The sequence below is a fragment of the Actinomadura roseirufa genome (assembly GCF_900659635.1).
GTDB lineage: Bacteria > Actinomycetota > Actinomycetes > Streptosporangiales > Streptosporangiaceae > Spirillospora > Spirillospora roseirufa.
Genome location: NZ_CAACVB010000182.1, coordinates 1 through 15,801 on the forward strand (window position 1 = coordinate 1; position 15,801 = coordinate 15,801).

13 protein-coding genes are annotated in these 15,801 nt (G+C 76.0%); 5 read left to right on the forward strand and 8 right to left on the reverse strand.

What is annotated here, in order from left to right; genetic code table 11:
- A partial coding sequence (locus E1291_RS29415) for a protein kinase family protein (protein ID WP_503108247.1) occupies nucleotides 1–1,219 on the forward strand: 1,219 nt, incomplete at its 5' end.
- A 55-nt stretch (nucleotides 1,220–1,274) separates the two neighbouring features.
- Here E1291_RS29415 and thpR read toward each other — a convergent pair.
- The 3 genes from thpR to E1291_RS29430 all read right to left on the reverse strand — a co-directional run bounded on the left by thpR (nucleotide 1,275) and on the right by E1291_RS29430 (nucleotide 4,275).
- Nucleotides 1,275–1,838, reverse strand: coding sequence for an RNA 2',3'-cyclic phosphodiesterase (gene thpR, locus E1291_RS29420; RefSeq protein WP_131741334.1), 564 nt, complete (start codon nucleotides 1,836–1,838; stop codon nucleotides 1,275–1,277).
- Nucleotides 1,839–1,919: 81 nt separating this feature from the next.
- Nucleotides 1,920–3,188: an MFS transporter gene (locus E1291_RS29425; protein WP_131741343.1), complete on the reverse strand. Its 1,269-nt coding sequence runs from the start codon at nucleotides 3,186–3,188 to the stop codon at nucleotides 1,920–1,922.
- Nucleotides 3,189–3,810: 622 nt separating this feature from the next.
- Nucleotides 3,811–4,275, reverse strand: coding sequence for a MarR family transcriptional regulator (locus E1291_RS29430; protein ID WP_131741335.1), 465 nt, complete (start codon nucleotides 4,273–4,275; stop codon nucleotides 3,811–3,813).
- A 271-nt stretch (nucleotides 4,276–4,546) separates the two neighbouring features.
- Here E1291_RS29430 and E1291_RS29440 point away from each other — a divergent pair, with 271 nt between their 5' ends.
- Nucleotides 4,547–4,930, forward strand: coding sequence for a DUF2530 domain-containing protein (locus tag E1291_RS29440; RefSeq protein WP_131741336.1), 384 nt, complete (start codon nucleotides 4,547–4,549; stop codon nucleotides 4,928–4,930).
- Nucleotides 4,931–4,934: 4 nt separating this feature from the next.
- Here the strand turns inward: E1291_RS29440 and E1291_RS29445 are convergent, their stop codons facing one another.
- Together E1291_RS29445 and E1291_RS29450 are read right to left on the reverse strand one after the other, a co-directional pair.
- Nucleotides 4,935–8,045, reverse strand: coding sequence for a sacsin N-terminal ATP-binding-like domain-containing protein (locus tag E1291_RS29445; protein ID WP_131741337.1), 3,111 nt, complete (start codon nucleotides 8,043–8,045; stop codon nucleotides 4,935–4,937).
- A 14-nt stretch (nucleotides 8,046–8,059) separates the two neighbouring features.
- Nucleotides 8,060–8,812, reverse strand: a complete 753-nt coding sequence (locus E1291_RS29450; RefSeq protein ID WP_131741344.1) for a DUF3027 domain-containing protein — start codon at nucleotides 8,810–8,812, stop codon at nucleotides 8,060–8,062.
- 302 nt (nucleotides 8,813–9,114) lie between these two features.
- On the opposite strand from E1291_RS29450, the gene E1291_RS29455 reads away from it, so the two are divergent.
- Nucleotides 9,115–10,545: an MFS transporter gene (locus tag E1291_RS29455; protein ID WP_131741338.1), complete on the forward strand. Its 1,431-nt coding sequence runs from the start codon at nucleotides 9,115–9,117 to the stop codon at nucleotides 10,543–10,545.
- Between the two features lie 52 nt (nucleotides 10,546–10,597).
- Here the strand turns inward: E1291_RS29455 and E1291_RS29460 are convergent, their stop codons facing one another.
- The 3 genes from E1291_RS29460 to E1291_RS29470 all read right to left on the reverse strand — a co-directional run bounded on the left by E1291_RS29460 (nucleotide 10,598) and on the right by E1291_RS29470 (nucleotide 12,758).
- Nucleotides 10,598–10,996, reverse strand: a complete 399-nt coding sequence (locus tag E1291_RS29460; RefSeq protein ID WP_131741339.1) for a cold-shock protein — start codon at nucleotides 10,994–10,996, stop codon at nucleotides 10,598–10,600.
- Nucleotides 10,997–11,175: 179 nt separating this feature from the next.
- A complete protein-coding gene (locus E1291_RS29465; RefSeq protein WP_131741340.1) occupies nucleotides 11,176–11,820 on the reverse strand; it encodes an HAD family hydrolase in 645 nt (214 codons plus the stop codon).
- Between the two features lie 449 nt (nucleotides 11,821–12,269).
- The gene (locus E1291_RS29470; protein ID WP_131741341.1) at nucleotides 12,270–12,758 is read right to left on the reverse strand and encodes a GNAT family N-acetyltransferase; all 489 of its coding nucleotides are present in this window, start codon (nucleotides 12,756–12,758) and stop codon (nucleotides 12,270–12,272) included.
- Between the two features lie 169 nt (nucleotides 12,759–12,927).
- On the opposite strand from E1291_RS29470, the gene E1291_RS29475 reads away from it, so the two are divergent.
- Nucleotides 12,928–13,560 carry a TetR/AcrR family transcriptional regulator gene (locus E1291_RS29475; RefSeq protein WP_165495335.1) on the forward strand — a complete coding sequence of 211 codons (633 nt, stop codon included), beginning with the start codon at nucleotides 12,928–12,930 and terminating at the stop codon, nucleotides 13,558–13,560.
- A 123-nt stretch (nucleotides 13,561–13,683) separates the two neighbouring features.
- Nucleotides 13,684–15,801, forward strand: a 2,118-nt coding sequence (locus E1291_RS29480; protein WP_131741342.1) for a helicase-associated domain-containing protein, incomplete at its 3' end; no start/stop codon positions are given.

The window sequence follows — 15,801 nt, forward strand, 5'->3', positions numbered from 1 at the left end:
CCGGCCCGGCCACCGCGAGCCGCAGGAGCTGGCCTCCGCCGACGTCGCCGCGATCGTCGTCGGCCCCGGGCTGCGGCTGGACCCGCTGACCGGCGAGCCGCGCCGCGCCGAGCTCGCCGCGCTGGCCTTCGGGCACCGGCTGGAGCTGCTCGCCCGGCTGCCCGCGCACGGCCTGGACGGCTTCCAGCTCGCGCACGCCCTCGACGACCACGGCTACCGGGTGGTCACCCCCGGGGCGCGCGCGCCCCGCACGCCCGAATACGGGCTGGAGGGCCTGCCGGACATCTTCGCGCAGGTCCCCGGCGGGCGGCTCGTGGTGGCCGACGGCGGGCTCGGCTGGGCCGACGCCGCGGGCGACGTGGTGCTGAAGATGCCCGAGGACCGCATCGGCGGCATCGAGCTGCTCACCATCGGCGGGCACGCGTGGGTGCGGCTGTACGACGCCGACGGCGACGAGTTCTTCGCCGCGCCGCTGTCGGCGCTGCGGATCTCGCGCACCGACCTGCGGGAGGCCGCGCGCCGCGCCGGGCTGCCGGTGAACGACGCCGAGTACGACGCGTACCTGAGCGCCGCGTTCCACGCGGCGGTGTCCACGCTCACCCTCCCGGCGGCCGAGGCCGACGTCACCGCGACGACGCCGCTGCCCGTACCGGTCGAGGCCGGGCCGGTGACGGGCTTCGGCGGGGACGCGCCCGGCGACCCCGGCGGCGTGATCGCCGGGCCGCCCGGCCCGGTCACCGCGCCCGGAACGCTCTTGGACGCCACCCGCCGGTCCCGCGCCGGGACGTACGGGATGAGCGTGCTGCTGTGCGAGGCCGTCGCGCTGGTCGGCGCGGTCTGGCTCGGCCCCGACCTCGGCGGGTTCGGCGCCACCGCGAGCTGGTCGGCGCCGACGGGGCTGCTCGTGGGCCTGGCCGGCTACTGGCTGTACGACCGCAACCGGTCCCAGCTGCGGGTGTCGCCCGCCGGGCTCGCCGTCGTCACCCGGCGCGGCCGGGTCGAGTGGGACCTCACCCGCGACCGCATCGGCGGCATCGGCATCGACGAGGCCACCGAGCGGATGCCGCGGCTGGTCGTGTGGAACCCCTCGGGGCGGGTCCTGCGCCAGGTCACGTTCCCGCCCGACCTGGACGAGCTGCGCCGCGCGTGCGAGCGCCACGGCGTCCCCTGGGGGCCGCCGGACGCGGACCGTCCCGCGCCCCCGCCGCCGGAGCTGTGACCGGCCGCCCGGTCCCGTCCCCGTGGCGGGAGCGGGGCCGGAACGGGGGCGGGGCTCAGCGCAGCGACCAGGTCTTCAGCGACTCATAGGTCACCTGGTCGTACTCCCTGCCCGGCAGATGACTGCGCACCAGGTGGACGGCGTCGGCCGTCCACGGGGCGCCCGCGAACGCCGACAGCCGCTCCAGCAGGGGCCGCACGTCGACCGGCCGCCGGGACCGCGCCACGGTCAGGTGCGGCCGGAACGTCCGGTGCTTGTCGGGCGGCGTCCCGGCCCGCCGCCCCGCCGCGGCGACGGACGCGGCGAGCCGGGCCAGCGTGCGGCGGTCGCCGTACAGGCCCGTCCACAGCACCCGCGCGTGCGCGCCGCTGCCCGGGAACGCCCCCGCGCCCGCCAGCGACAGCGACGGCCGGCCGTGCCGGCCGGCGGCCCGTTCCAGCCGCGGCAGGAGGCGGCCGAGGGTCCGCTCGTCCGCCTCGCCGAGGAACGCCAGCGTCACGTGCAGCAGTTCACGCCGGACCCACTTCAGCTCGGGCACCTCGTCGGCGTAGGGCCGGACGGCCTCTTCGAGCTCGTCCAGGATGTCCGGGGGCGGCACGAGCGCCACGAAGAGCCTCATGGGAACGTCCGGAGAGCCACCCGGCCAGCTTTCCAGCCGACCGCACCGGTTGTCACGCGGACCGGGCCCGGACGCACGCCCTTACCCTCCGGCCACGCCGCGGACGCGGCGGGCCCGCGCCAGCGCCCCGCCGACCGCGCCGTCGAGCGTCTGGCCGAGCGCGCCGCGCGGCACCGCCAGCACAGTCACCACCAGCGTGGTGACCACGGCCACCAGTCCGCCGACGAGGATCGTCGACCGTGCCCCGAACTGCTCGGCCATCCAGCCGATGGTGGGCGCGCCGAGCGGGTTCGTCCCGAGGATCACGAACATGTAGAGGCCCATCACGCGGCCCCGCATCTCCGGCGCGACGCTCAGCTGGAGCAGCGCGTTCGCGGCCGTGGTCAGCGTCATCATCGCGATGCCGGTCGGCACCAGCAGCACCAGGAACGACCAGAACGCCGGCATCAGCCCGGTCGCGATCTCCAGTACCCCGAACGTCATCGCCGCGACGACCAGCAGCCTCATCCGGGGCCGGGCCACCCGGCGCGCCGCCAGCAGCGCCCCGGTGAGCGCGCCCAGCGCCAGCATGCTGGAGGCCAGCCCGAACGAGGTCGCGCCGGTGTGGAAGACGTGCTTGGACATGAGCGCGATCGTGGTCGGGAAGTTCATGCCGAACGTCGCGACGAACCCGACGAGCACCAGCACGAGGACCAGGTCGCGCCGGGCGCGGACGTACTTCAGCCCCTCGACGAGCTGGCCCTTGGCGCGTTTCACCGGCTCCACGGGGAAGAGCTCGGCGGGCCGCATGGCGTAGAGCCCGAACAGCACCGCGCCGTACGACGCCGCGTTCAGCAGGAAGACGGGCCCGGTGCCGAGCGCGGCGATCAGCACGCCCGCGACGGCGGGCCCGACCAGCCGCGCGCCGTTGAAGGTGGCGCTGTTCAGCGCGATCGCGTTGGGCAGGTCCCGCCGGCCGACCATCTCGATCACGAACACCTGGCGGACGGGGTTGTCGACCGCGGTCGCGAGCCCCAGCCCGAACGCCAGCAGGTACACGTGCCAGACCTGCGCCTGCCCGGTCATCGCGAGCACGCCCAGGATCAGCGCGAGCGCGCCCGCCGAGCTCTGCGTGACCGCGAGGACCCGCCGCTTGGGGTAGCGGTCGGCGAGGACGCCGCCCCACAGCCCGAACAGCAGGAGCGGCAGGAACTGCAGGCCGGTCGTGATCCCCAGGGCCAGGCCGCTGCCGTGGGCGAGGTCCAGGACGAGCCAGTCCTGCGCCACGCGTTGCATCCATGTCCCGGTGTTGGACACCACCGACCCGATTGCGAACAGCCGGTAGTTCCGTGTCCGCAGCGACCGGAACATTCCGCCGCGCCCGGCCGGCTCCGGCGGATCGGAAGGCGAGGGATCCGAGGGCTGCGTGTCCGAGGGCTGCGTGTCCGAAGGCTGCGTGTCGGAGGGAGGGACGGCGGGGGTCTGGGCGTCGGGCGTCCCCGTCCCAGGGGGCGGAGGGGCGAGGACCGGGGAGTCGGGGGCGGGGGAGCCGGGGGCGGGGGCCGGGGGGTCGGTGGCGGCGAAGCGGGGGGAGGTGGCGTGGACGCGGGCGGGTTCGGGGTCGCCGGCGGCCGGTTCGGCCGCGACGGGATGAACCGTTCCAGACACTGGGTGCGCTCCAGGGGCCTCAGATGCGCGCGTGCTGTGGGGGACGGGCGGGAGAGTAACGGCGGCCCGCGGGGGCCGGTCGTGCGCCCTGGGGCCCGCGCGCCGCGGCCCCGTCCGAGTCATCGGACCTCATCGTTAGCAGAAGTCATTACCAAGGCTAACGATAATCACGCTCCACGCATTCCGGCAACCGCGATGATCCATCACAGAGGACGGCGAACGACCATTTCAGCACCCCATACCCCAGGTCAGGCATGCCGTCTCCGGCGTCCGCCGCGGGGAACACCTGTCCGCACGACCGTCCCCCGCGGCGCTCGCGGCGCGCTTATGAACGGCTGAGCTTGTCGATGATCGGGGCGGCCCGGCCGAGGATCTCGCGCTCGGCCTCGGTGAGCTCGCCAAGGCGGCACGACAGCCACGCCTCCTTGCGGCGGCGCTCCTCGCGGAGGAAGGCCGCGCCCGCGACGGTGACGCTCAGGACGGCCTGGCGGCCGTCGGTGGGGTGCGGGCTGCGGGCGACGAAGCCGCGGGCCTCCAGGAAGGCGATGACGCGGGTCATCGAGGGCGGCTGCACCTTCTCGTGGTCGGCCAGCTCGCGCGGGGTCATCGAGCCGTGCTGCGAGATGGCGGCGAGCGCGGCGAACTGGGTGAGGGTGAGCGGCCCGGGGCCGTCGGACGCCGCGGGACGCAGGGTGCGCAGCCGCCGCGACAGCCTGGCGATCGAGATGCGCAGCTCCTCGGCGAGGCCGGGGGTGGAGGGCGCGGGGCCTCCGGTCGGTGTCGTCGTCATGGTCATCGCTCTCCCACTGTCCATGCTTCCACGCCCGATCGTGGACGCCGAGGGTCGCGACGCCCTCCCTGTACAAGCATGTCCGCAACCTGGCCGAGTTGCGACTGATGATGACCATACGAGTCCTGGAGGAGCCGTCGGAACGGATCGGGCACGCCGCGCTCGGCCGGTCCGAGGGAACCTGGGGACGAGCCACCAGTTGGTCATCTCCATGGTCACCGGCGGCCTGCCCCGCTCCGGTCCGGGCGGCCCCGGCGCGTAACCTGGGCGCATGACCCGAGCCCGCCGCCCCGACCCGCCGCCGATGCGCAGCAACGACGTCCTCGTCGCGGCCGCGGGCACCGCCGCGTGGGGGGTCGCGCTGGTCGTCCTGCTGATCGTCGGCCCGCCCTCGGGCGACCGCTGGTGGCTGTGGGTGTGCGTCGCGGGAATCATGATCGGGCTGTTCGGCACCTGGTACACGCCGCGGCTCCAGGCGGGCCGCGAGCGCCTGGAGACCGAGCGCGCCGCCGGACGGGCCGCCGAGTCCGGCGGCGCCGAGAACGGCGCGGATCATGCCACGGATCACACCGGGGAGGACGCGCCGGAATCCACGGCGCGGGCTCCGGAGCCCGGTGCCCGGCCCGCCTCGGGGCCCGCGGCGGACGGCCGCTGAACGGTCAGGGCTCCAGGTCGGACTCGGCCAGCACGACGGCGAGGGAGCCCGGATCGCGCAGGACCGCCTCGACCAGGAGCCGGTCCGCCCAGGCACCCGCCGTCCAGGCGAGGGCCCGCGCCAGACCCGCGGCACCGCTCGCGTGCACCTGGCCGTCGCCCGTCCACCAGGAGACGGCCTGACCGTCCACGATCAGCGGGTCATGCGCCAGGTAGGTGTCCGGAGCGTCCGGCAGGACCGCGTGGACGACCGGCGGAACGACCCGCTTCTCCCCCACCGACTCGACATCGCCCGGGATCTCGTCACCGGCCAGTGAAAGATCCAGGAGTTCGGCGAGCCGCACGCTCCGTCCCTGCGCGGCGATGACGAGGGGCTGGCCGGTCAAAAGGGGAAGCAGGTCAGGGCTGTCCAGGACGAGCACGTCCGCCGCGTCCGCGACCTCCACCTCTCCATCGACGACCGCCCGGACCCGGTCGGGCGGATCCACAGTGAGGCCGGGGGCGTCGGCGAGGGCTGTCCACAGGTCGCCGAGCTGCGCGCGCGCAACGGTTCGGGCGGGGTCACCCAGGCGGTCGAGCAGTTCCTGGGCGCCGCCCGGCTCGTCCAGGAGGTCCTCCAGTGACGTGCGGACACCCAGAGCGAGCAGAAGATGCTCGTCGAAACCCTCCGGAGCGGTGTCGTACAGCCCGTCCAGCGGGCCCGGGTCGTGCCGGGCGAGGCGGAGCTCGCCCGGCCTCCGCCCGTCCAGAACCGGATGGCGGCCCAGCCACCACGCCGTGTACGAGGGGACGGCGGCGCGCCGCCCGTCCTGGAGGGCCACATGGGCGGGCTCGGTGATCGCCGCGCGCCAGGGCGGCCGCACGAGCAGCCGCAGCGCCGCCGGCCAGTCCTCGACCAGCTCCAGGTCGCGGACGGCCCGCAGCTCGGGGACCAGCGGCGGCAGGTCTCGCGGGCCGATCCGGGCGAGGGCGTCCTCGGCCCACTCCTCCTCGCCGTCGAGGTGGAGGGTCTCGGCGCCGTCGGCGAGGGCGGCCAGGCCGACGTCCTCGCCGCGGGCGAGCGCGAACCCGTCCAGGACCCCGGCGGCGGCCAGGGTCTCGGTGCCCCACCGCTCGACGAGGGCCTCGTCCGCCACGCCGAACGGCGCGTCCGCCGCCATGATCGCGCGCAGCGGGCTCCCGGGGAGCAGCAGCTCTCCGGCCGGGTAGAGGTCGCCGTCGGCGCCGGGCAGCGCGAGGTCGGCCGGCCACGGCTCCGCGCCGGGGTCGGGCCGGGCCGCCGCGACCAGGCCGAGCACGGCCGCGGCGACGGCGTCGGGGTCGTCGGCGTCGAACGAGTCCTCGACGGCGGCGCGCACGGCGGGGTCGGCGAGGACGGCGCGCGGCCCCGCCTCGACCGCGCCGAGCCGCACCAGCAGCGGGTGCACGGCGTCGGGGTGGACGAACCGCAGCCCGAGCACGTCCAGGCCCGCCGGGTCGACGCCGTCGGCGATCAGGAGCCCGCGCGGCCCGCGCACCACGCGGACCCCGGCGGCCTCAGGAGCCCGATAGGGGTCCTCGCGCGCCACCAGTGGCACCGGGAGGGCGCCCAGAGCGTCTGTGGCGGCTCCGCCGAGCGCCTCGTACACCCGATGCCACCATCGCGGCTCCCGGTCCACAGCGGCCAGCTCGTCGATGATGTCCGCAAGCTCGACCCGGCGGACGCCGAGCGCGGCGAGCACCGGGCTGCGCGCGGGCCATCCGGGCGGCAGCAGGCCGGCGAGAACCGGGCCGTCCAGGCCGCCGCCGAGCGCGTCGGCGGGCCCGCCGCCTCCGCCGCCGTCTCCGCCATGGCCCGCCAGCAGGTCGACGAAGGCGGCGGGCGCGTCCACCGCGACGGCGTCGCGGCCCCGCACCCGGACCTCCTCTCCGTCCGGGCCGGTGGGTCCGGGCAGGAGCGGCGCCTCCGGCAGACGGGCGAGGACGGCGCGCCGCAGCCGTACGTCGAGTTCTCCGGCGCCGACGGGTCCCGGGACCAGGTCGAGCAGTCGTGGCGACACGGGACGGGCCCGCAGCAGCGCCTCGTAGGTCTCGGCGGCCCGCTCCACCAGGAAGTCGGTGAGCGGCCCAGGGGCGACGTGGCGCCTGTCCGGGGCGAGCGGGAACGAGGCGATGAGCAGCGCGGGCAGGTCGAGGCGCTCGTCGCTGGGCGTGGGGGCGTGCACCACGGCGGGCGTCCCGGCGGGCCACCCGTCCTCGGGCAGGGCCCATCGCACCTGCCAGAGCGGGCGGGCGCGCTCCTCCACCGGGCGGTCGGCCAGCAGCTCGGGCGGCACCGTCCCGTGCGCCTCCGCCGTGTGCCAGACGGACCCGTCGATCGTCACCTCGTCCGGAGCGCTCCGCACGGCGGTGACCGTCCGCACGTCTCCGTCGACGTCGATCTCCACGGACTCCAGCGCGGGCAAGGCGAGCAGCAGGGCGGGCCCCACCTGCTCCATCTGCTCCCTGACGGTGTCGTACGTCCCCTCCCTCAAGGGCAGCCGGACGACGGTGTCGAAACCGGCGGGGATCTCCGGCAGCCCATCGGGAGGAAGGGCGAAGGGCAGGCGCAGCAGCGGGACGTGCCCGGCGCGCCGGGCGAGCTCTCCGGCCAGCCCGGGAACGCCCTCGGCGAGCCCGCGCGCCCGTTCCGCCGACCACTCCACGCCCCCGCCCGCGGACGCGATGGCCGGGGCGTCGCTGACGGCGACGACCGCGGCGAACCCGACGCCGAACCGGCCGGTCGCCCCGGCGTCGTCCCGTTTGGCCGAGGCCCGCAGCGTGGACAACGCCTCGACTCCGGCGGCGTCGAGCGCGGCCCCGCGGTTGGCGGCCGTCAGCACGGCGCCCCCGGGGCCGGTGCGCAGGGTGAGGCGGAGCCGTCCGGGGACGGCCGCGCGCAGCGCCGCGTCGGCGGCGTTCTGGGCCAGCTCGATCACGACGCGGTCGCGGTAGCCGCCGAGGGCGTGGTCCTCCTCGGCGTTGGCGTCCTCGCGGAACCGCGCGGGCGAGGCGTCCCAGGCGCGCAGGACCCGCTCCCGCAGGTCGCGCGTGCCGAACGGGTCGGACGGGTCGGGTGCGCCGGTGGTGGGCGTCATGGCGGGAGCGATGATCAGCTGTGGCCGAGGGCCTCTTCGTCCTGGGCCTCGGCGTCCTCCGCGGCGGCGCCGGCCGGGACGACGTCGTAGCCGAGCTCGTCGATCACCGGCGGGTTGTGCTCGGACGCCGCGGGCAGCGACACGGCCTCGGAGTGGGCGCCGCACCCGTGGTCGGCGGACACGACGCGGCCGTCGTCGGGCGCGTACTCGTTGGCGCACACGCCGAACACCTGCCGCAGCTCACCGGCCAGCGCCACGAAGAACCCGCAGGTGGAGCACTGCGCGGGCGCGGACGCCGCGATCGGCGCGCGGGGGCCTGCGGTGCCGTCGTACCAGCGCGCGGCCGCCTCGTCCCGCCCCTCCCGCGAGAGCACCCGCACCCGGCCGAGGCCGGGCTCCCAGTCCGCCTCCCGGTCGGCCGACTCGCCGGCGTCGGTGTAGCCGGGCGCGAGCCGGACGTCGTCGGGCGCGGTCGGCAGCAGGTCGCCGGGGCCGAGGTCGCCGGGGCGCAGCCGGTCCAGCCACGGCACCCACGTCGGCGCGAGCAGGGCGTCCTCGCCGGGCAGCAGCACGACCTCGCTGACCGTGACGACCTTGGCGCGGGACGCTCGGGTGACCGTGACCGCCCAGCGCCAGCCGCGGTAGGCGGGGTCGAGGGAGGCGAAATCGTGCGTGACCACCCGGTCACCTTCGGCCCGCAGCCCGAGGTGCTCACCGACCGGCACGGGCCGGGCCGTGTCCTCGGCGGCGGCGCGGGCCAGGTCCACCGCCTCGGCGCAGGCGGCGTCGACGGCCGGGGTACGGGACCGGCGGGCGGTCCCGGAGGCGGTGCGCGCGGTGGCGGATCGTGCGGTGCTGGGCTGGCGCGTTGAGCTCACATGTCAATTCTCGCCCATGGAAGGACGTGGCCGGGCACTTCACCTGCCCGAAGTGCCGGAAGGCGCGTGGACGGTCGGGAAAGCGGAGGTGAGCCGGACATCAGGAAGGGAACGTACCCTCAGTTGAGCCACTCCGGCGGCCGTACCCCGCCGCGCTCGCGGACGACCATACCGAGGAGAGATCGAGGCGCATGGACCAAGGGGCTCGTGCCCACCCGTTCGGACGGTCCGTCCGAGCCGGGGCCGGCGGCGCGCGGCGCGCGCTCCGCGGCACCGGCTCGGCCGTGTGGCGGACGTGCCGGCTGACCCGGCGCGTCACGCACGCGGACGGCGCCGGCCGCAGCGGGCTCGGCAACCTCATCGAGGCGTCGGCGATCAACTCCGCCGGCGACGCGCTGGTCACGGTCGCGCTGGCCGGAACGCTGTTCTTCGGCCTGGACGTCCACCAGGCGCGCGGCCAGGTCGCCCTGTACCTGCTCGTGACGATGGCGCCGTTCGCGCTGGTCGCGCCGCTGATCGGCCCGGTGCTGGACCGCACGCGGCACGCCCGCCGGTACGCCATCGCCGCCACCTTCGTCACCCGCGGGCTGCTGTGCTGGGCGATGGCCGGGGCCGTGCTGCACGGCGACCAGGTCACCTTCCTGCCCGCGGCGTTCGGGGTGCTGGTGCTGTCCAAGGCGTTCGGCATCCTGCGCGCCGCGGTGACGCCCCGGGTGCTGCCCGGCGAGATCACCCTGGTCACGGCGAACGCGCGGGCCTCCTTCGCCGGGCTGATCGCCGCGTCGGCCGTCGCGCCCGCGGGGGCCGGGCTGGTCGCGTTCGCCGGCGCCGACTGGGCGCTGCGCGTCGCCACGGTCGTGTTCCTGCTGGGCGTGGTGTTCCCCATGCGGCTGCCCCGGCACACCGACACGCCCGACGCCGAGCAGGAGGGCCCCGTTCCGGACGCGGCCCTCCCGGGCGCGGCCGGGCCCGGCACGCCGCGCAAGCACTGGCGGACGCTCCCCCGCGTGGGGCCGGTCGTGGCCGAGGCGATGCTCGCGAACGCCGTCCTGCGGGCGTTCTCCGGTTTCCTGATCCTCTACCTGGCGTTCCTGCTGCGCCAGGAGCGGTTCGATCCGGTGTCCCACAACGTCGCGCTCGGCCTGCTGGCCGCCTGCGCCGGCGCGGGCGGTCTGATCGGCACCGCGCTCGGCGCTTGGATGCGGTCGCGCGCCCCCCGGCTCATCGTCTCGGCGACACTGGCGTCGATCACGCTGGTCACCGCGGCCAGCGCCGCGTTCTTCGGGCTGTGGGCCGCGCTGGTGGTGGCGACGGCGGCGGGGCTCGGCCAGTCCCTCGGCAAGCTCTCGATGGACGCGGTCGTCCAGCGCGAGATCGGCGAGGAGATGCGCTCGTCGACGTTCGCGGTCTCCGAGACCCTGCACCAGCTCGTCTGGGTGATCGGCGGGCTGCTCGGCCTCGGCATGTCGATCATCGCGGACGGGCGGGTCGCGATGGCGGCCGTGGCGGCCGTCCTGGCACTCGCGCTGGCGCTGCTGCTGTCGCGGCACGCGCGCGGGCGGCACCGCGAGCACCGGCCCCGCCCCCCGGTCGCCGACGCGCAACCGGAGGTCCGCGCCTGACCCGGCCCCCGGTCCGCGACCGGCCGCGGCGGGCCGCCCGGCCGCGCTCGGCTCAGGGACCGCTGAGGTCGTCGGCGACCGCCCGGAGCACCGTCGCGATCTTCTTCGCCTCGGCCGGGGCCGGGTGCTTGCCCCGGCGGTAGGTGTTGGAGATCCCGTCCAGCAGCTTGATGAGGTCCTCGGTGATGAGGACCATCTCGTCGGGCTTCTTGCGGCGCTGCTTGGCGATGGTCTTCTCGACCGACGGCAGGGTGTCGAGGATCCGCACCGACAGCGCCTGCTGGCCGCGCCGGCCCTCGACCACGCCGAACTCGATCCGCTGGCCGGGCTTGAGCGTCGTCACCCCGCCCGGAAGGGCGGAGGAATGCACGAAGACCTCGCCCCCGTCGTCACGGGTGAGGAAGCCGAATCCCTTGTCGGAGTCGTACCACTTGACCTTGCCAGTCGGCACGGGAGACCTCGTCTTGTCATCGTCCTGAATTGGCCCCAAGATTAGTGCCTCACCGCGAGCCGGTGAACACGGCGGTGACGCCCGTGGGGCCCGCGGGCCAACGGACTGAAGCTATCCCGAACAGTTGTCCCCGGCATCCCAATAACGCCATCCGGCATCATCCGCGGACGCCCGGGAGGTCACGCGGCGAATTCGCCCAGCCAACCCGGGAAAGGCAGCAGGTCGGGCAGGACGACGTCGGCGCCGTAGGCCGTGAGCGCCGCGGAGTCGAACGAGCCGGTCGCGACCGCCACCGCGACCGCCGAGGCCGCCCGCGCGGCGTCCACGTCGCCCGTGTGGTCGCCGATGTAGGCGCGGGCGCCGTGCGCGCGCAGCGCCACGCCCTTGTCGGCGCCGAAGAGGCCGCCGACGACCTCGTCCACCTCCAGGCCGAGGTGGCGGACGGTGCGCTCGGTGTCGGCCTGGTTCTTCCCGGAGACCACGATGATCCGGCCGCCGCGGGCGCGCACCGCCTCCAGCGCCGCGACGGCGCCGGGCATGGCGACGGTCGCGGGGACGGCGATGTCGGCGTAGATCGTCCGGTAGCGGGCCGCCATCACGGGCACCTCGCCGGCGGGGAACCAGTAGGCCAGTTCCTCCTCCAGCGGCGGCCCGATCCGCGCGACGACCTGGGCGGTGTCGATCGGCACGCCGGTCTCGGCGGCCAGGGCCGCGTAGACGGCGCCGATCCCGGCGCGGGTGTCGGCCAGGGTCAGGTCGAGGTCGAAGCCGACCGCGAGCCCGGAGCCGTTTCCGGGTGTTTCGGACGAGTCGAGGTCTGGCACGTCCCACAGGGTAGAGGGCGGGCCGGGCGGGGACTCCACGCGGGGTGGGCGCGCCGGGGCACGGGAAGCCTGTACACGGGGAAGGGGCGTGGGCCCGCCGTCGCCGCGTGGTGGGGTCCGGGCACGCGAGAACCCGCGCTCCCCTGGTAGTGGCGATGCGACGGGATCCGAGTAGGAGAGCGCGGGAACCTTTTCTCGCGGGAACCGCCGGGTTTGTCATCGACCGAAACTGGTATGCCCGGTCGTCCGGAACAGCCGCCCGTGGTCCGGATATACCCGGGGCCCCTGCCACGAACCACCGGGTCCGGAAAAGCGCGGGCCTCGAATGAGCCACTCCCGGCCAAAGGACGATCTCGTCGCGGCCTATGACGACCGGCAGCCTCTCCTATCCGCCGGGTCAGCCAACTCTCACCTGCGCCGGATGCCGCGCCGGGGCACCGGTCCGCCGGTCAGCCGCCCTCGCGGCCCGGGAAGCGGACCGCCTCGAACGGCCACGCCGTCGTGGCCCAGGTCCGGACGAACTCCTCCAGCTCCTTCTCCAGCGCGGAGTTCTCCTCGTCCGCGCGCACCCAGAACACCACCACCGCGTCGACGTCCGAGTCCTCGGAGGGCGCGACGTGGATGCGGCCGATCTGGCGCTCCCCGTCCGGGGTGATGACGACGTAGCTGAACGAGCGCCGCAGCTGGCCCTCCTTCTGCAGCCAGGCGACGTCGATCAGGGCCTGCTCGAAGGTGAACTCGCGGTCGGGCCAGCCCCACTCGGGGCCGAACCGCCCGGCCAGCCGGTCCAGGCTGCCGATCACCGCCCCGTAGTCCTTGACCACGTCGTGCACCGTGATCGGGCGGATCTGGAAGCGGGGCCCGGCGACCAGCGTGGGGACCACGAACTCCTCGGGGAGGAAGGCCCCCTGGCCCGCCTTCCGCGGAGATACGAACATCGTCGACCCTTCCCGGGGACGCCCCTTCCGGCGACGGGGCGCGGAGCACAGAACTCTAGTCGCACCCGGGCCGGGAGGAGCCAGATCGCGATTTCGGGCGTGCCGGGTCGGCGGCCGGGGTCCCGCAGGTCGGCGATGCCCTACTGTTCTCGCGGAGGATCTCATCACCATGACGACATCGACGCGTGAGCGGATCGTGGCGGAGTCGCTCCGGCTGTTCGCCGACCGCGGCTACGCCGCGACCTCGGTCGCGGAGATCGAGGCCGCCGCCGGGCTCTCCCCCGGCGCGGGCGGCCTGTACCGGCACTTCCGGTCCAAGGAGGAGGTGCTCGCCGCCGCCGTCCGCGGGCACATCGACCGGACGCGGCGGCAGATCCAGGACCTGCTGGAGCAGGCCACCACCTTCGCCGGCCGGCCGCTGGAGGTCCGGCTGCGGATGCTGTGCCAGGCCGGGCTGGCGAAGATGCGCGAGGAGCAGGACCTGATCCGCGTCCTGTTCCGCGATCTCGACCGGTTCCCGCACCTGGTGGCCGAGATGCGCGAGGGCATCGTGAACCCGCTGTACGACGGGATCGCGGCCTGGCTCGCGGCGCAGCCCGAGCTCGCGGGCGCCGACGAGGACTGGCCGGCGATCGCGTCCATCCTCGGCGGCGCCGTCGTCAACTACTGGCTGACCAACGAGTCGCTGCACGAGCCGCCGAGGCGCATCGACGAGACGCGCTTCGTGCACGCCTGGGCGCGGCTCGGCCTGGGCCTGACGAACTCGGGCCTGATCGGCGTGGAACGCGCCCCCGCGCCGTGACCTCCCGGCGCCGCCACCGGGTCGTCCTCCGGCGGCGCTCCGGCCCGGTCACACCCGGCGGCCTCCTACGCTGAGGGGGCCCGGGCGACGGACGGTGCGGGCCGCCTAAGGTTGGGGAACGGCATGGAAACGTACGCGGACTGGCTGCGCGCCCGGGGCGACGACGACCTGCGCGCGCTGCTGGCCGCGCGCCCCGAGCTGCTCGCGCCCGTCCCCGCCGACCTGACCGCGCTCGCCGCGCGCGCCGCGACGCCCGCCGCCGTCTCCCGGGCCCTCGACCGGCTCGACCGGTTCACGCTCGCCCTGCTGGAGGCGCTGCTCGTCCTCCCGCCGCCCGCCGGGACGGACGTGCTCGCCACCGCCCTCGGCGCGGCCGCCGCCGACGTCGCCGCGGCGACCGCGCGGCTGTGCCGGCACGGGCTCGCCTGGGGCGAGGACGCGCCGATCCCCGCGCCCGGAGTCCGGCAGGGCCTGCCGTACCCGGCGGGCCTCGGGCCGCCCGCCCGGGAGGTCTTCGCGTCCTACCCGGTGGAGCGGCTCACGGCGCTGGTCACCGATCTGCAGGGCGGCGAGGAGCCGCGCGGCTTCCCCGACGCGTCCCGGCTGGCGCGCCGGCTGGCCGAGCTGCTCGCCGACCCCGCGCCGCTGCTGGACGACGCCGGCCCGGAGGCCCGCGCCGCGCTCGACCAGCTCGCCTGGGGACCGCCCGTCGGCCGCGTCGCCGACGCGCGCCGCCCGGTGCGGGTGGACACCGCCACCACGCCCATCGAACGCCTCCTCGCCCGCGGTCTCCTCGCCGCCGAGGACGACCGGACCGTCACCCTGCCCCGTGAGGTGGCGCTCCACCTGCGCGACGGACGCCTGTTCCGGGACGTCACCGCCCAGCCCCCGCCGCTCGCCCCGCCGGTCGCCTCGCGAGACGGCGCCGGGCTGGATGCCCCCGAGGCCGCGCGGCGACGCGCGGACAGGGTCGTCCGCGCCGCGGCGGGCGAGGCGGCCGGCGCGGTGCGGCTCGTCGAGGAACTGCTGGAGCGGTGGGGGCTGGAGCCGCCGCCGGTGCTGCGCAGCGGCGGCCTCGCGGTGCGCGACCTCCGGGCGGCGGCGACGCTGCTGGACGTCCCGGAATGGAAGGCCGCGCTGCTGGCCGAGGTCGCGTACGCGGCGGGCCTGCTGACCCGCAGCGGTGACCTGGACGGCGAGTGGCTGCCGACCCCCGCCTACGACCTGTGGCTGATGCGCGACACCGCCGGCCGCTGGACGGAGCTGGCGCGCGGCTGGCTGAAGTCCGACCGCGCCGCCGGGCTCGCCGGGGAACGCGACGACCGGGACCGGCTGATCAACGCGCTGAGCGAGGCGATGGTGCGGGGCGGCGCGCCGTCCGTCCGCCGGGCGGCCCTGGAGGTGCTGGCGGGCGCGGAGCCCGGCGTGGTGGTCGACGCCGACGCGCTGCGCACCCGGGTGGCGTGGCTGCGGCCGAGGCGCGGCGGGGCGGCCCGCGACCGGCTGCTCGGCTGGGCGCTGCGCGAGGCGGCGGTGCTCGGCCTCACCGGGTTCGGCGAGCTGGCGCCGTTCGCCCGCGACCTGCTGGCCGGCGACGACCCGGAGCCGGTCCTGGAGAAGTACCTCCCCACCCCGGTCGAGCAGATCGTCATCCAGGCCGACCTGACCGCGATCGCGCCGGGCCCGCTGATCACCGAGCTGGCCCGGGAGCTGGCGCTGGTCGCCGACGTGGAGTCCACCGGCGGCGCGACCGTCTACCGGTTCACGCCCGGGTCGGTGCGCCGCGCGCTGGACGCGGGCCGCACCGCCGCGGACGTGACGGACCTGCTCACCCGGCACTCGGCGACGCCGCTGCCGCAGCCGCTGACCTACCTGATCGACGACGTGGCCCGGCGGCACGGGCACCTGCGCGTCGGCTCGCTCGCCTCCTACGTGCGGACCGACTCCGCCGCCACCCTCGACGAGATCCTCGCCGACCGGCGCGCCGACCCGCTGCGGCTGCACCGGCTCGCGCCGACCGTGCTGGCGTCCGGGCTGCACCGGAGCGAGCTGCTGGAGGGGCTGCGGTCGCTGGGCCTCGCGCCGGTCGCCGAGTCCCCCGGCGGCGGCGTGATCGTGACCCGGCCGGACGCCCAGCGCGCCGACCCGCCGCCGACCGCGGAGATCGTCCGGTTGCGCCCGGACGCCGCCGACGCGTCCATGATCGCTGCCGCGGTGCGGGCGCTGCGCGCGGGCGACGAG

Bases quoted from the DNA above. Each gene is read 5' to 3' on its own strand.
- E1291_RS29440 (WP_131741336.1), top strand. From the start codon at position 4,547: ATGACCCGAGCCCGCCGCCCCGACCCGCCGCCGATGCGCAGCAACGAC.
- E1291_RS29475 (WP_165495335.1), top strand. From the start codon at position 12,928: ATGACGACATCGACGCGTGAGCGGATCGTGGCGGAGTCGCTCCGGCTG.
- E1291_RS29470 (WP_131741341.1), bottom strand. From the start codon at position 12,758: ATGTTCGTATCTCCGCGGAAGGCGGGCCAGGGGGCCTTCCTCCCCGAG.
- E1291_RS29430 (WP_131741335.1), bottom strand. From the start codon at position 4,275: ATGACGACGACACCGACCGGAGGCCCCGCGCCCTCCACCCCCGGCCTC.
- E1291_RS29455 (WP_131741338.1), top strand. From the start codon at position 9,115: ATGGACCAAGGGGCTCGTGCCCACCCGTTCGGACGGTCCGTCCGAGCC.
- E1291_RS29445 (WP_131741337.1), bottom strand. From the start codon at position 8,045: ATGACGCCCACCACCGGCGCACCCGACCCGTCCGACCCGTTCGGCACG.
- E1291_RS29425 (WP_131741343.1), bottom strand. From the start codon at position 3,188: ATGTTCCGGTCGCTGCGGACACGGAACTACCGGCTGTTCGCAATCGGG.
- thpR (WP_131741334.1), bottom strand. From the start codon at position 1,838: ATGAGGCTCTTCGTGGCGCTCGTGCCGCCCCCGGACATCCTGGACGAG.